Annotated in this window: 15 protein-coding genes; 11 read left to right on the top strand and 4 right to left on the bottom strand. The window is 70.7% G+C overall.

Translation table 11 applies throughout. From position 1 onward, the window contains the following. Positions 1-39 precede the first annotated feature (39 nt). Together ACFE7W_RS12390 and ACFE7W_RS12385 are read right to left on the bottom strand one after the other, a co-directional pair. Entirely contained in the window at positions 40-456 is a 417-nt protein-coding gene (locus ACFE7W_RS12390) for a hypothetical protein (protein ID WP_375425100.1), read from the bottom strand. 452 nt (positions 457-908) lie between these two features. Beyond that, the gene (locus ACFE7W_RS12385; RefSeq protein ID WP_375425099.1) at positions 909-1,466 is read right to left on the bottom strand and encodes a hypothetical protein; all 558 of its coding nucleotides are present in this window, start codon (positions 1,464-1,466) and stop codon (positions 909-911) included. A 100-nt stretch (positions 1,467-1,566) separates the two neighbouring features. On the opposite strand from ACFE7W_RS12385, the gene ACFE7W_RS12380 reads away from it, so the two are divergent. The 3 genes from ACFE7W_RS12380 (at position 1,567) to nusB (ending at position 3,302) form a co-directional block, all read left to right on the top strand. Beyond that, on the top strand, positions 1,567-2,184 hold the full coding sequence (locus tag ACFE7W_RS12380; protein ID WP_375425098.1) for a maleylpyruvate isomerase family mycothiol-dependent enzyme: 618 nt from the start codon (positions 1,567-1,569) through the stop codon (positions 2,182-2,184). A gap of 89 nt (positions 2,185-2,273) precedes the next feature. After that, on the top strand, positions 2,274-2,834 hold the full coding sequence (gene efp / locus ACFE7W_RS12375; protein ID WP_375425097.1) for an elongation factor P: 561 nt from the start codon (positions 2,274-2,276) through the stop codon (positions 2,832-2,834). Positions 2,835-2,837: 3 nt separating this feature from the next. Continuing rightward, on the top strand, positions 2,838-3,302 hold the full coding sequence (gene nusB / locus ACFE7W_RS12370) for a transcription antitermination factor NusB (RefSeq protein WP_375425096.1): 465 nt from the start codon (positions 2,838-2,840) through the stop codon (positions 3,300-3,302). An 80-nt stretch (positions 3,303-3,382) separates the two neighbouring features. On the opposite strand, the gene ACFE7W_RS12365 is transcribed toward nusB, so the two are convergent. Together ACFE7W_RS12365 and ACFE7W_RS12360 are read right to left on the bottom strand one after the other, a co-directional pair. Continuing rightward, positions 3,383-5,341 (bottom strand): MFS transporter, encoded by a 1,959-nt coding sequence (locus ACFE7W_RS12365; RefSeq protein ID WP_375425095.1) that lies wholly within the window; start codon positions 5,339-5,341, stop codon positions 3,383-3,385. Beyond that, positions 5,338-5,835, bottom strand: coding sequence for a MarR family winged helix-turn-helix transcriptional regulator (locus ACFE7W_RS12360; RefSeq protein ID WP_375425094.1), 498 nt, complete (start codon positions 5,833-5,835; stop codon positions 5,338-5,340). Before ACFE7W_RS12360 ends, ACFE7W_RS12365 begins: the two co-directional genes overlap by 4 nt. A 188-nt stretch (positions 5,836-6,023) precedes the next feature. Between ACFE7W_RS12360 and carA the strand changes: the two genes are divergently transcribed. The 8 genes from carA (at position 6,024) to coaBC (ending at position 14,994) form a co-directional block, all read left to right on the top strand. After that, positions 6,024-7,193 carry a glutamine-hydrolyzing carbamoyl-phosphate synthase small subunit gene (carA, locus tag ACFE7W_RS12355; protein WP_375425093.1) on the top strand — a complete coding sequence of 390 codons (1,170 nt, stop codon included), beginning with the start codon at positions 6,024-6,026 and terminating at the stop codon, positions 7,191-7,193. Continuing rightward, complete coding sequence (carB, locus tag ACFE7W_RS12350; RefSeq protein WP_375425092.1) at positions 7,193-10,519, top strand: carbamoyl-phosphate synthase large subunit; 3,327 nt, start codon at positions 7,193-7,195, stop codon at positions 10,517-10,519. Before carA ends, carB begins: the two co-directional genes overlap by 1 nt. Then, a complete protein-coding gene (locus ACFE7W_RS12345; protein ID WP_375425091.1) occupies positions 10,501-11,601 on the top strand; it encodes a quinone-dependent dihydroorotate dehydrogenase in 1,101 nt (366 codons plus the stop codon). The genes carB and ACFE7W_RS12345 overlap by 19 nt, the downstream gene beginning before the upstream one ends. After that, positions 11,591-12,427, top strand: a complete 837-nt coding sequence (gene pyrF / locus ACFE7W_RS12340) for an orotidine-5'-phosphate decarboxylase (protein ID WP_375425090.1) — start codon at positions 11,591-11,593, stop codon at positions 12,425-12,427. Before ACFE7W_RS12345 ends, pyrF begins: the two co-directional genes overlap by 11 nt. 82 nt (positions 12,428-12,509) lie before the next feature. Beyond that, positions 12,510-12,851, top strand: coding sequence for an integration host factor, actinobacterial type (gene mihF / locus ACFE7W_RS12335; RefSeq protein WP_375425089.1), 342 nt, complete (start codon positions 12,510-12,512; stop codon positions 12,849-12,851). Further along, positions 12,848-13,420, top strand: coding sequence for a guanylate kinase (gmk, locus tag ACFE7W_RS12330; RefSeq protein WP_375425088.1), 573 nt, complete (start codon positions 12,848-12,850; stop codon positions 13,418-13,420). The genes mihF and gmk overlap by 4 nt, the downstream gene beginning before the upstream one ends. Positions 13,421-13,456: 36 nt before the next feature. After that, positions 13,457-13,774, top strand: a complete 318-nt coding sequence (gene rpoZ / locus ACFE7W_RS12325; protein WP_375425087.1) for a DNA-directed RNA polymerase subunit omega — start codon at positions 13,457-13,459, stop codon at positions 13,772-13,774. Beyond that, entirely contained in the window at positions 13,771-14,994 is a 1,224-nt protein-coding gene (gene coaBC, locus ACFE7W_RS12320) for a bifunctional phosphopantothenoylcysteine decarboxylase/phosphopantothenate--cysteine ligase CoaBC (RefSeq protein ID WP_375425249.1), read from the top strand. The genes rpoZ and coaBC overlap by 4 nt, the downstream gene beginning before the upstream one ends. Positions 14,995-15,001 lie beyond the last annotated feature (7 nt).

The raw sequence follows: 15,001 nt of genomic DNA, 5'->3' as shown, positions 1-15,001 counted from the left end.
CCCGTGGCAACGTTCCCGCGGGAACGTTTCTGGCTGCGCTCAGCGGACGAGGACCTGGAGCTCGCCGACGGGGATCTTGGTGGTGGCGGACTGGTAGAAGGGGATGGTTCCGGTGGTGCCGTTGACGTTCCAGTCGATGGCCCAGACGGCGTTGGCGGTGACGGTGTAGGAGCCTCTTGGGAGTGAGGGCTTCGGGTAGCGGTATCCGCAGGACGGCGATTCGGCCCCGGCTGCCACGTCGGCTGTCCACTCGCGGCTGACGTCGGTGCAGGCCACCTTGTGTCCGTCGCCCATGTCGAAGACGACTTTGACCAGGTGGGCGTCGAGGCCGACGGAGATGTCGTAGACGGAGTCGGTGACCGGCGCGGGGTTGGTGGTGCCGTCCGTCCAGAGCCAGAGGGGGTAGCCGACGGCGGCGATCTTCCATTCGTTGAGGTCTGGCGAGGGCCCGATCATCGGTGTCGGCGCGGTCAGGTGTAGTCGGGCGAATGCGACGTAGGCAGCCTGCTGGGGGGACAAGGCCGGCTGGGCCGGCGTGCCAACGCCGCCTTCGACCCGGCCCCCGTCGGGCAGGGTAGGCAGTCTCAGTTGTAGGAAGTGGCAGCTCGCTGTGGCGTCGGCGGCCAAGCAACGTTTCTGGGCCGCCTGCGCGGCGCTGTTTGCTGCCATCGCGGCGTTGAGTTTGGTGCGGTAGTCGCTCAGCTTGCTCTTGTAACGCCTTCTACTATCGCCCGGCGCCGGCTTCTCGGCGTGAGCCGACTTCCTTGCCTTCTCTTGTTCATGCCGCCAAGCTGAGACTCGAGCCCCGTATGTCGTGGTTCCCACATCTGATCCCCCACTTGCGTGAGCAGGAGCAGCAAAGATCTGTGACAGTGCTAGAGCGAATAATAGAGCCCCGAAACCACGCATCAACTGCACTCCGAGACCTTCCTTCCTTGACCAGACCATACTTTCCAACCAGTCGTGGTTCGCTTGACTTGCAGTGAAGCCGTGCGAATTTCACCGGCCCGCGTCCTCTTTCCCGAAGAATCAACCTCCTGGATTGAGCGACTATCCTCACAAACTTCTAGCTCGATATCACTCGGCGAGTACCCGTCGGGTCGAACGAAGACGATTGCCTCCGACCCCACAGTATGCAATTTCAGGCCCCTGTAGGCTTCGATGATGTCAGCGAACTCTTTGAGGTAACTACCTCCCGCCGTGCGGTTCATCAGCGAGGTCGGGGTCGACGCACCTCCCCGACGCATAACTCTGTTGAATTCAGCGCGGAAGATCCGGTAGGACTTCTCGGCGGCGGCGTAGTCGAGGCGCTCCTGCTTCTCCTGCGCAGTCTCGGTCGGCGTCTGGCTCGCGGGGGTGGGCGAGGGGGTCGGCTCGGCGGGGCCGTCGGGGGTGCAGCCGGTCAGGGCCAGGGCGCAAACGAGCGCCAGCACCCCGAGCGCACTCCGCGCGTCGACCATCGTCACGTCCTCCCCCGAATCCGCGAAGCGCAAGACTGTCACGACCGCGGACCGCCTGTCAGCCGGCGGCGGGCAATCTGCGGACAACCTGCGCCACAATCGGGCTGTGAGTTCCGACGAGCACTTCACCGAAGCAGCGCACGCCTACGCCGCCCTGGTCGGCCAGATCCGGCCCGAGCAGTGGGACGGTCCGGGTCTCGGCGTCTGGGACCTGCGCTCGCTCGTGGGTCACGCCGCCCGTTCCCTGATCACCGTGGACACCTACCTGGACCAGCCGGCGGCCGAGGTCGTCCTGGACAGTCCTGTCTCCTACATCGCGGCCATCCGCGTCATCGGGGCGACGGCGGTCGGCGGGCCCGAGGCCGTGGCCGAACGGGGACGACAGGCTGGTGTCGCGCTGGGCCCTGACCCGGCCGCGACGGTCCAAGGCCTGCTCGAACGGGTACTCGCGCGGGTCGAGACGGCGGAGAACCCGCTGATCGAGACCATCGGTGGGGGCATGCTGCTGGCCGACTACCTGCCGACCCGGACGTTCGAGCTGGTGGTCCACGGCCACGACATCGCCCGCGCGCTCGGACTGCCACCGCCTGAGCTGAGCGAGGCCGTGCTGGCGGAGGTCGTGACCCTGGCGGTCGGGGCGGCGTTCCGAGAGGGCGCCGGCGCGCAGCTGCTCCTCGCCCTCACCGGCCGGGAGCCGCTGCCGAGCGGCTTCTCGGTCGTCTGAGGGGCGCGACCGAGGGTCTAGACTGAGTGGCTGCCCACGACCGGACGGGCGGCTGGACACCGAAGCAGGGACGAGAAGGGTACGTACGCGTGGCGTCGACGAATGATCTGAAGAACGGCATGGTCCTGGACCTGGACGGCCAGCTTTGGTCTGTGGTCTGGTTCCAGCACCACAAGCCGGGCAAGGGCAACACCGTGGTCCGCACCAAGCTGAAGCACGTGCTCTCCGGCAAGGTGGTTGACCGGACGTTCAACTCCGACACCAAGGTCGACACGGCCAGCGTGGACCGCCGTGACATGCAGTACCTCTACCACGACGGTGCCGGCTTCGTCTTCATGGACACCAGCTCCTACGAGCAGGTGACCATCAGCGACGCCACGGTCGGCGACGCCAAGAACTACCTGCTCGAGGAGCAGATCGCCACCGTCGCGATCCACGAGGACAACCCGCTCTACATCGACATGCCCGCCTCGGTCGAGCTGCTCATCACCTACACCGAGCCGGGCCTGCAGGGCGACCGCAGCACGGGCGGCACCAAGCCCGCGACGCTGGAGACCGGGCTGCAGATCCAGGTCCCGCTGTTCATCACCAACGGCGAGAAGGTCAAGGTCGACACCCGCACGGGCGACTACCTCGGCCGCGTCGGCTGAGGCGTGCCCGCCGCCGAACCGTCCGGGACCGCTGCGCAGCCCGAACGTGACCGCGTCCGGACCCACCTGTCGACCCGGAGCAAGGCCCGCAAGCGCGCCCTGGACATCCTGTTCGAGTCCGACCTCCGCGGGACCGACCCGTTGCAGACGCTGAACGTCCGGACCGAGCTCGCCGAACCGCCGGTACGGGACTACACGGCCGAGCTCGTTCGCGGAGTGATCGAGCATGAGCCGGCGATTGACCAGCGGATCGTCGACTCGCTGGCCTCGGGCTGGAGCCTGGAGCGGATGCCGCGTGTCGACCGCGCCGCCGCGAGGATCGCGGTGTTCGAGATCGACCATGGCACCGTCCCGGACGAGGTGGCCGTGGCTGAGGCGGTCGCCCTGGTCGGCGACCTGTCGACCGACGAGTCGCCGGACTTCCTCAACGGACTGCTCGGTGCGGTCCTGCGGGCCAAGCAGACCTGATCCACTCAACACACGCTCAGCGTGAACGATCCTGACGCGACTACCCGTCAGGATCGTTCACGCTGGCACGGCAGAGGGGCTCAGCGCTGCTGGACCAGCCGCTGGACCCGCGCGCTGAGCTCGGCCTCGGCCTTCCGCAGGGTCTCGAGGCGCCGCTGACGCACCGCGAGCTCCTCGTCGGCCTCGGTCAGGATCCGCTCGGCCTGGAGCCGGGCAAGCCGGACGACCTTGTCCGCGGTCCGCTGGCTGCTCAGCAGCAGGCCGTACTCGTAGGAGTGCAGGTGGTCCGCAGCGTCCGGTGACACCGCGAGCTGCTGCCATGCCTCCTGACGCGCCGCGGTGAGCACGTCGAGCGCCGCGACTGACAGCCGTTCGGCGGGGTCGTCCAGGGCCGCGACGTTGAACGACGGTACTGAGGTGAGCGACTCGGCGGGGCTCCGGTGCTCCAGGGCCGGCACCTCCTCCGCCATCGTCTCCGCCGTGAGGTCACCCGCGGCGGTGGCCGTCGGCTGCAGGGACACGGTGTTGCGCAGGGGCACCTCGCGGACGGCAAGGACCGCCACCAGTGTCAAGACCGAGATCCCCGCGGCGATGGCGAACAGCAGCCCGAACGAGTCCCCGTAGGCCGCGTGCACGATGGCCTGGATCGGCGCGGGCAGGTCCTTGATGTCGAGGTCGCCCGTCGACGCGCCGCCGGTTGCGACCCCGGCGCCGCGGAGGCCCGTAGCGATGTGATCGGTCACCTGGCTGGCCAGGATGGCCCCGAGGACCGCCACGCCGACCGCGCCACCGAGGGAGCGGAAGAACGAGATGGTGGCCGAGGTCGCGCCGATGTTGGCGACGTCCACGGTGTTCTGGACCGCGAGCACGATGTTCTGCACCAGTGCGCCGACCCCGACCCCCATCACGCTCATGAAGACTGCGACCCGCCAGTACGGGGTGGTGTGGTCGATGGTGCCGAGACCGACCAGCCCCGCCAGCAGAGCGAACGAGCCGACCACCATCAGCGGCTTCCAACGACCGGTCCGGGTGACGATCTGTCCACCGATGGTCGAGGTGAGCATCTGACAGACGATCAGCGGAATGGTCATCAGCCCGGCGCGGGTCGGCGTGTGCCCGCCGGCGAGCTGGAAGTACTGGGTGAGGAAGGTGCTGCTGCCGAACATGGCCACACCGACGCCCAGGCTGGCCACGATCATCAAGATCGTGGTCCGGTTGTTGAGCAGCCGGATCGGCACCATTGGCTCGGCGACCCGGAGCTCGGTCACGACGGCCAGGGCCACCGCCACCAGGAAGCCGCCGAGGAAGAGCCCCGACTGCCAGGAGATCCAGCCGTAGTCACTACCGGCGAAGGTCACCCAGAGCATCGGCAGCGCCGCGACGACGGCGATCAGGCCGGCACCGACGTAGTCGATGGAGACCTTGCGGGCCCTGAAGGGCAGGTGCAGGGTCAGCTGCAGCACGATCAGCGCGACGACGGCCAGCGGGACGCAGACGAAGAAGCACCAGCGCCAATTGGCGTTGTCGGTGATCACCCCGCCGAGCAGCGGGCCCGAGACGGTGCTGACCGCCATCACCGCGCCCATGTACCCCGAGTAGCGGCCGCGCTGCCGGGGCGGGATGAGCGCGCCCATGATCGACTGCGTCAGGGCGACCAGCCCACCCATGGCCAGGCCCTGCAGGGCACGGAACGCCATCATCGGCGGGACGCTCTGGGAGAGCCCGGCGCCGACCGAGCCGGCGACGAACAGCACGATCGCCAGCTGGACCAGCAGCTTCTTGTTGAAGAGGTCGGAGAGCTTGCCCCAGATCGGGGTTGAGATCGTCATGGCGAGCAGCGAGGAGGTGATCACCCAGGTGTACTGGCGTTGTGTGCCGTGCAGGTCGGACATGATCGTCGGCAGGGCGGTCGAGACGATCGTCGAGGACAGCAGGGCGGTGAAGAGGGCGGTCAGCAGACCGGACATCACCTTCAGGATCCGGCGGTGCTCGGCCTCGTCGGCTCGGGGAGCTGCGGTGGCGACCGCGGTCGTGGTCATGCGTGGCCTTCGTTCGTGGGTGGGGTGGTGGCGTGGGGGACGACGTGGTCGAGCTGGCGACACAGGGTGCGTTCCAGTCGCCTCATCAGGTCGGTCAGGGCGGCGAGGTCGTTGCTGTCCCAGTCCGCGAGCAGGGGAGCGAGGGTGTCGACGGACTCCGCCCGGAGCTCGGCGAGCTTGCGGTGGCCAGCCTCGGTCAGGCCGAGCCGCCAGGCCCGGGCGTCCGCGGTCTCGGTCCGGCGCTCGACCAGCTGCTCCTGCTCCAGCGGCACGACCGCCCGGGAGACGACCGAGGGCGCGATCTGCAGCTGCCCGGCGACGTCACCAGGGCGGGCGTCGCCCTGAGCCAACGTCTTCAGGATGCCGAACGGGGTGCCGGTCAGTCCGAACTGGGTGGTCTGCTGGTGGCGGAGAGCCTTCGACGTCCGGATCAACCGACCGAGGCTGTCGAGGAGGCCGGCGGTCATCTCGCGCCGGTCGTCTAGGGTCTGCACGCGTCATCTCCTTGCTTGACGTACGCAACTATAGGGCCTTGCGTTGCATAGCACAACTATCGTGGCTGGGTCGAGGGCGGCTCCCGGCTGATAGCCTGACCCGCGATCAACCAACCTTTAAGACCTGTCCTGTGAGGCAGGAAAGGACGGGCATGACCGCAGTTGGCTCGACGAGCTCCCCATCCCTGATGACCCCGCCGCCGTCGGCCCTGCTGGTCCTGGAGGACGGTCGGACGTTCCGGGGCCGCGCGTTCGGCGCCGTCGGTGAGACCTTCGGCGAAGCGGTCTTCGCGACCGGGATGTCGGGCTACCAGGAGACCCTGACCGACCCCAGCTACCACCGCCAGGTCGTCGTGGCCACGGCGCCGCACATCGGCAACACCGGCTGGAACGACGAGGACGACGAGTCGGGCCAGATCTGGGTTGCCGGCTACGTGATCCGGGACGCCGCCCGGGTGCCGTCGAGCTGGCGCTCGCGCCGCGGGCTGGAGGACGAGCTCCGGGCCCAGGGCATCGTCGGCATGTGCGACGTGGACACCCGCGCACTGACCCGGCACCTGCGCGAGCGCGGCGCGATGCGGGTCGGCGTCTCCAGCGTCGAGACCGACCCCGAGGCGCTGCTGAAGCGCGTGCTGGAGGCGCCGGGGATGGCGGGCGCGCACCTGGCCGACGAGGTGACCACGGCGGAGCCGTACGTGGTGGCCGCCGAGGGGGGTCAGGCGCGGTTCCGCGTGGTCGCGGTCGACCTCGGGATCAAGACGATGACACCGCGCCAGCTGGCCAGGCGAGGCATCGAGGTGCACGTGGTGCCCTCGACCACGTCTTTCGCCGAGATCGCCGCGCTCGAGCCGGACGGGGTCTTCCTCTCCAACGGCCCGGGCGACCCGGGAGCCACCGAGGGGCCGGTCGACCTGCTCCGCGACGTCCTCGGCGCCGGCATCCCGTACTTCGGCATCTGCTTCGGCAACCAGATCTTCGGCCGGGCCCTGGGGTTCGGCACCTACAAGCTCGACTACGGCCACCGCGGGCTCAACCAACCGGTGATGGACCTGCGGACCCGCCGGGTGGAGGTGACCTCGCACAACCACGGCTTCGCGGTCGACGCCCCGCTCGACCGAGCGACCAACACCCCGTACGGCACGGCCACGGTCAGCCACGTCGGGCTGAACGACTCCGTGGTCGAGGGTCTCGAGTTGCGCGACGAGTCGGGCCGGATCCTCGGCTTCAGTGTCCAGTACCACCCCGAGGCCGCCGCCGGCCCGCACGACGCCAACTACCTCTTCGACCGCTTCGTCGACGTCCTGGCGGATCGACACGCTCGGGGAACGGACGCGCAGACCCAGGGAGCGGAGGCCTGATGCCCCGTCGCGACGACATCACGTCGATCCTCGTGATCGGGTCGGGGCCCATCGTCATCGGCCAGGCGTGCGAGTTCGACTACTCCGGCACCCAGGCCTGCCGGGTGCTCAAGGCCGAGGGCTTCCGGGTCATCCTGGTCAACTCGAACCCGGCGACGATCATGACCGACCCCGAGTTCGCCGACGCCACCTACATCGAGCCGATCACGCCGGAGTTCGTCGAGCAGGTGATCGCGATCGAGCGGCCGGACGCGCTGCTCGCCACCCTCGGCGGCCAGACCGCGCTGAACGCGGCCGTGGCCCTGCACGACCTTGGCGTCCTCCAGCGCTACGGCGTGGAGATGATCGGCGCGTCCTTCGAGGCCATCCACCGCGGGGAGAACCGCGAGCAGTTCAAGGCGATCGTGGAGAACCTGAGCGGGGCGGCCGGCGGGATCGCCGAGGTCGCGCGCAGCTTCGTCTGCCACACGATGGCGGAGGTGCTGGCCGCGGCGGGGGAGCTCGGCTACCCGGCGGTGGTCCGGCCCAGCTTCACCATGGGCGGGGTCGGCTCCGGCTTCGCCCACGACGAGGCCGACCTGCGGCGGATCGCCGGCGCCGGGCTCTCGGCGAGCCCGACCACGGAGGTGCTGATCGAGGAGTCGATCCTCGGCTGGAAGGAGTACGAGCTCGAGGTCATGCGCGACCGCGCGGACAACGTCGTGATCATCTGCTCGATCGAGAACTTCGACCCGATGGGCGTGCACACCGGCGACTCGATCACCGTCGCCCCGGCCATGACGCTGACCGACCGCGAGTACCAGCGGATGCGTGACGTGGCCATCGGCATCATCCGCGACGTCGGCGTCGACACCGGCGGCTGCAACATCCAGTTCGCCATCGACCCGGCGACCGGTCGGATGATCGTCATCGAGATGAACCCGCGCGTCTCCCGCTCGAGTGCTCTGGCCTCGAAGGCCACCGGCTTCCCGATCGCCAAGATCGCGGCCAAGGTCGCCGTCGGCTACACCCTCGACGAGATCCCGAACGACATCACCGAGCAGACACCGGCGAGCTTCGAGCCCACCCTGGACTACGTCGTGGTCAAGGTGCCGCGGTTCGCGTTCGAGAAGTTCCCCGCGGCCGACTCCACGCTGACCACCCACATGAAGAGCGTCGGTGAGGCGATGGCCATCGGCCGCAACTTCACCGAGGCCCTCGGCAAGGCGCTGCGCAGCCTGGAGGACCCCAAGGCGCCGTTCGACTTCACCGCCCCGATCCTGCGGAGCGTCGAGGAGCTGCTGGCTCTCGCGTCGCGGCCGCACGACGGCCGGCTCGCCGAGGTGATGACGGCCCTCCGAGCCGGGGCGACGCCCGAGCAGGTGTTCGAGGCGACGAAGATCGACCCCTGGTTCGTCGACCAGCTGGTGCTCGTGCTCGAGGTCGCCACCACCGTCCGGGACGCTCCCGAGCTGACCGTCGAGGTGCTCGGGCTGGCCAAGCGCCACGGCCTCTCCGACGCCCAGATCGCGGCGCTGCGGCACCTGCACGAGGACGTCGTCCGCGGTGTCCGCTGGGCCCTCGGCGTCCGTCCGGTCTACAAGACGGTGGACACCTGCGCCGCCGAGTTCGCCGCCCGGACGCCGTACCACTACAGCAGCTACGAGACCGAGTCCGAGGTGCTGCCGCGGACCAGGCCGGCGGTGCTGATCCTCGGCAGCGGACCGAACCGGATCGGGCAGGGAATCGAGTTCGACTACTCCTGCGTGCACGCCGCGATGGCGCTGTCGGCCGCCCCCGACAACGACGGTGCGGGGTACGAGACCGTGATGGTCAACTGCAACCCCGAGACCGTCTCCACCGACTACGACACCGCCGACCGGTTGTACTTCGAGCCACTCACCCTCGAGGACGTGCTCGAGGTCGTGCACGCCGAGACCCTCGCGGGTCCGGTGGCGGGCGTCATCGTCCAGCTCGGCGGCCAGACCCCGCTCCGGCTCGCGCAGGCGCTCAAGGACGCGGGCGTGCCCATCGTCGGCACCAGCCCCGAGGCCATCCACCTGGCCGAGGAGCGCGGGGCGTTCGGTGAGGTGCTCGAGGCCGAGGGACTGCCGGCTCCGAAGCACGGCCTGGCCCGCTCCTTCGCCGAGGCGAAGCTGATCGCCGACGAGATCGGCTACCCCGTGCTGGTCCGGCCGTCGTACGTGCTGGGTGGCCGCGGGATGGAGATCGTCTACGACGAGAGCTCACTGTCCTCCTACATCGGCCGTGCCACCGAGGTCTCGCCCGCGCACCCGGTGCTGGTGGACCGCTTCCTCGACGACGCGGTGGAGATCGACGTGGACGCGCTCTACGACGGTGTCGACCTCTACCTCGGCGGGGTGATGGAGCACATCGAGGAGGCCGGGGTGCACTCCGGCGACTCGGCGTGCGCGCTGCCGCCGATCACCCTCGGCGCCGAGGTGGTGGACCGGATCCGCGACTCGACGGAGAAGATCGCCCGGGGCGTCGGTGTTCGTGGACTGATCAACATCCAGTTCGCTCTCGCCGGGGACACCCTGTACGTGCTCGAGGCCAATCCCCGCGCCTCCCGCACGGTGCCTTTCGTGGCCAAGGCCACCGGCACCCAGCTGGCCAAGGCGGCGGCCCGGGTGATGCTCGGCACGTCGATCGGGCAGCTGCGGGCCGAGGGCATCCTGCGCGCGGTCGGTGACGGCTCGGCCGAGGACAGCTCGGCCCCCATCGCCGTCAAGGAGGCGGTGATGCCGTTCAACCGCTTCCGGACCGTGGAGGGCATCTCCGTCGACACGATCCTCGGCCCCGAGATGCGCTCGACCGGTGAGGTGATGGGTCTCGACCTCGGGTTCGGCACCGCGTTCGCCAAGAGCCAGGTGGCGGCGTTCGGGCCGCTGCCCACCAAGGGCACCGTCTTCGTCTCGGTGGCCAACCGGGACAAGCGCAACGTGGTCTTCCCGGTGAAGCGGCTGGCCGATCTCGGCTTCCAGATCCTCGCCACAGCCGGGACCGCGTCCATGCTGCGCCGGCACGCCGTCCAGGTGACCACCGTGCGCAAGTACAGCCAGGGACCCGGGCCGGACGGGGAGAAGACCGTCGTCCAGGCCATCCTCGACGGCGAGGTCGACCTGATCTTCAACACCCCGCACGGGCTCAGCCCGGACGGCCGGCCCCGCTTCGACGGCTACGAGATCCGGACGGCCGGCGTGCTGCGCAACATCCCGTGCATCACCACCGTGCAGGGTCTGGCCGCCGCGGTGCAGGGGATCGAGGCGATCATGGCCGGGGACGTCGGCGTCCGTTCGCTGCAGTCGTGGGCCCAGCGCCGTTGACCGCAGCAGCGTCGGTGATGGGCTGGGGGTACCGCAACGCCCTGCGTCCGTTGCTGTTCCGCGCCCGCGGCGGTGATCCAGAGCTCGTCCACGAGGCCACCCTGGCCCTGATCAGCAAGGTGGGGGAGAGTCCGCGGCTACGCCGGGCGGTCGCGCGCCTGCTCGCCGATGATCATGACCCGGTCACCGTGGCCGGCATCGACTTCCCCGGCCGGGTGGGCGTCGCGGCGGGCCTGGACAAGAACGGGCTCGGCCTGCAGGCCTGGGGCGCGCTCGGCTTCGGCTTCGCGGAGCTGGGCACGGTGACGGCCCAGGCCCAGCCGGGCAACGACCGGCCACGACTGTTCCGGCTGCCCGAGCACGAGGCGATCCTCAACCGGATGGGCTTCAACAACGCCGGCGCACCGGCCCTGGCCGCCCGGCTGGCCGCCGCCGGGGTGGTCCGCGGCAACGGGGCGGTCGGCGTCCCGCTGGGCATCTCGCTGGGGAAGACCAAGACCACGCCGCTGGCCGAGGCGACCGAGGACTACCTCGCCTCCTTCCGGCTGCTGGCGGGCTACGCGGACTACGTCGCCGTCAACGTCTCCAGCCCCAACACCCCCGGGCTGCGGTCGCTGCAGGACGCCGACGCGTTGGGCGAGCTGACCCGGACGCTGGTCGCGGAGGCGACCCGGACCGCCGCCGACGGCCCGCCGGTGCCCGTCTTCGTCAAGCTCGCCCCCGACCTCTCCGAGGACGCCCTGGAGGAGCTGCTGGCGGTCTGCACGGCCGGCGGGGTGGCCGGTCTGGTCGCCACCAACACCACCCTGGCCCGGGACGCGGTCGCCGGGCACCGGTACGCCGCCGAGGCCGGCGGGCTCTCGGGCGCGCCCCTGGCCGAGCGGGCCCGGGCCGTCGTCGCCTTCCTCACCGCACGGACGGAGCTGCCCGTGATCGGGGTCGGCGGGATCATGACCGCCGGCGACGGCCGGGCGATGTTCGACGCCGGCGCCGTGCTGCTGCAGCTCTACACCGGCTACATCTACGCCGGGCCGGCCCTGGTCCGTGAGCTCAACGCCCTGAGGAGCGCGCATGCGGGATAGCTACGGCGAGCGGCTGCGGCGGGTGGTGGCCGAGCGCGGCCCGCTGGCCGTCGGCATCGACCCGCACCCGTCCCTGCTGCGGGCGTGGGGGCTGGGGACCGACGTGAACGGGCTGGAGGCCTGCGCCCGCGGGATGGTCGAGGCGCTGGGGGCCGAGGTCGCGGTGTTCAAGCCCCAGTCGGCGTTCTACGAGGCCCACGGCTCGGCGGGGGCGGCCGTCCTGGAGCGGGTCCTGGCCGACATCGCCGCCACCGGGGCGCTCTCGTTGCTGGACGTCAAGCGCGGGGACATCGGCTCGACCATGGAGGCGTACGCGTCGGCCTACCTGGCCGACGGCTCGTCCCTGGCCGCGGACGCGGTCACCCTCAGCCCCTACCTCGGTTTCGGCTCCCTCGACGGCGCGATCGAGCTCGCCGCCGCGACCGGTCGTGGCGTCTACGTCCTGGCCCTGACCAGCAACCCCGAGGGCCCGAGCGTCCAGCACGCCCGCAGCGCCGACGGACGGCTGCTCGGCCAGCTCGTCGTGGACGAGGCGGCTGCGCGCAACGCCGGCCCCGGTCCCGGCCACGTGGGGGTGGTGGCCGGCGCGACGATCGGCCGGACGGGGGTCGACTTCTCCGCCTTGAACGGCTCCATCCTGGCCCCGGGCATCGGAGCCCAAGGGGGCACGGCCGCCGACCTCGTCGACGTCTTCGGACCCGCGGTCGGTCTCGTGCTGCCCACCACCAGCCGCGAGGTGATGGCCGCCGGCCCCGACCCCGACGCCCTGCGCGCCGCCGCCCGACGATCCGTGGCCGCCATGCGCGCCACCCTGAGTCTGGGGTAGGTTTCCAGATCACGAGCGGGCCACCGCGTGGGCGCGGGGCCCCCGGTCCGGTGACTGCTGGTCGTAGAGAAGGACGCGTGCCGTGACGATTCCCCCCCTGAGCGACGAGCAGCGACAGCAGGCCCGGCATGCCGCCACCGAGGCCCGGCGCCGCCGCGCCGACATGAAGCAGGCGCTGCGCGACGGTCGACGGACGCTGGCCGAGGTGCTCGAGCAGGCCGAGCGGGACGACGTAATCGCGCACACCAAGGTGGTCGACGTCCTCAAGTCGCTGCCCCGGGTGGGGGCCGTACGGGCGTCCCGGGTGATGGAGCGGCTCGACATCGCGGCCAACCGGCGGCTCCGCGGGCTGGGCAAGCACCAGACGGCTGCTCTGATCGCGGAGTTCCCCGCGACGAGCGCCGTGCCCGCCTCCTCCTCGTGAGGGATCCTGACGGCGACGCCCGTCCCGCCCTGACCGTGCTGTCCGGTCCGACCGCGGTGGGAAAGGGCACGGTCGTGACCGCCCTGGCCCGGAACCACCCGGAGATCTTCGTCTCCGTCTCCGCCACCACCCGCGCCCCGCGGCCGGGCGAGGTGGACGGCGTGCACTACCTGTTCGTCTCCGAGGCGGAGTTCGACGCGATGATCTGGGCCCACGAGCTGCTGGAGTGGGCGGTGGTGCACGGGGTCCACCGTTACGGGACGCCGCGGGCCCCCGTGCTCGAGGCCATGGCCGGGGGCCGGCCAGCCCTGCTCGAGATCGACCTGCAGGGCGCCCGTCAGGTCCGGGAGGCCTGGCCGGACGCCCGGTTCGTCTTCCTGGCCCCGCCGTCCTGGGACGAGCTGGTCCGCCGGCTGGTCGGCCGAGGCACCGAGTCCGCGGCCCAGCAGGAGCGCCGGCTCACCACGGCGCGGGCCGAGCTCGCCTCGGCCCGCGAGTTCGACCACGTCATCGTGAACGGCGAGGTGGGGCAGGCCGTGTCGGAGTTGGTAGCATTGGCCCGTCTGTGACAACAGACGATCTGCACAGCGAACGTTAGGTACACCTTGACTTCAACGCACGTGGTCGCCGAAGGCATCACCAACCCCCCGATCGACGAGCTGCTCACCCGGTCGGACTCCAAGTACAAGCTGGTGCTCTTCGCCGCCAAGCGGGCCCGCCAGATCAACGCCTACTACTCCCAGCTCGGCGAGGGTCTGCTCGACCACGTCGGTCCGCTGGTCGAGACCGGCGTCCAGGAGAAGCCCCTCTCGATCGCCCTCCGCGAGGTCAACGCGGGCAAGCTGAACTGCATCGACATCGACCCCGAGGTGGAGGAGCCCAACGACGACGGCGGCTCCACCCCGATCGGTGAGTCCGCCTGAGCCGGATCGTCCTCGGCGTCGCCGGAGGCATCGCCGCGTACAAGGCGTGCGAGCTGCTGCGGCGGCTCCTCGCCGAAGGACACGAGGTCCGCGTCGTCCCGACCGAGTCGGCGCTGACCTTCGTCGGTGAGGCCACCTGGGCCGCGCTCTCCGGGCAGCCGGTGCACACAGGGGTGTGGGCCGACGCCCACGAGGTGCCGCACGTCCGCCTCGGTCAGCAGGCCGACCTCGTGCTGGTGGCTCCGGCCACCGCCGACCTGATCGCCCGGGCGGCCACCGGGCGGGCCGACGACCTGCTGACCAACGTGTTGCTCACCGCCCACTGCCCGGTGGTGCTGGCCCCGGCGATGCACACCGAGATGTGGCGACATGCCGCCACCCGGGCCAACGTGGCCATCCTCCGCCAACGTGGTGTCATGGTCGTCGACCCGGACTCCGGCCGGCTGACCGGACCGGACTCGGGGCCCGGCCGGCTGCCCGAGCCCGCCGAGCTCGCGGCCATCGCGTCCACGGTGCTGGCCGAGCCGGAAGTGGCCGTCCGCGGCGCCGCGCAGGACCTCGCCGGACTGTCGGTGGTGGTCAGCGCCGGTGGCACCCGGGAGCACCTGGACCCCGTCCGCTTCCTCGGTAACTCCTCCTCGGGCCTGACGGGCTGGGCACTGGCCCGGGCCGCCCGGCTGCGGGGGGCCGAGGTCAGGCTGGTCGCCGCCAACGTCGACCGTCCTGCGCCGGCCGGCGTCCCCGTCCAGGCGGTGACCTCGACGGCTGACCTGGCCGTCGCCATGACCGAGGCGGCCGCGACGGCCGACCTCGTCGTGATGGCGGCCGCGCCGGCCGACTTCACCCCGGCCGCGGCCAGCGACACCAAGATCAAGAAGTCCGGCTCCGGCGGGCTCGAGCTGGACCTCGTCCAGACCACGGACGTCCTGGCCGCGCTGGTCGCGGCCCGGACGGACCCGCGGCAGGTGCTGGTCGGGTTCGCCGCCGAGACTCCCGCGGCCGGCGTCGACCTGCTCGAGCTGGGCCGGGCCAAGCTGGCCCGCAAGGGCTGCGACCTGCTCGTCCTGAACGCCGTCGGGCATGGCCTGGTGTTCGGCCAGCCGACCAGCGAGATCACGGTGCTGAGCGCGGTGGGGGCCGAGGGTCCGGTGGCCGGCACGAAGGACCGACTCGCCCACGTCATCTGGGATGCCACACTGAGGGCCCGCTCGGCCCGGTAGGTTGGCC

This window comes from uncultured Friedmanniella sp. (genome assembly GCF_964244285.1).
Lineage (GTDB): Bacteria > Actinomycetota > Actinomycetes > Propionibacteriales > Propionibacteriaceae > Microlunatus.
This window is presented reverse-complemented; position numbering and strand designations above follow the sequence as displayed.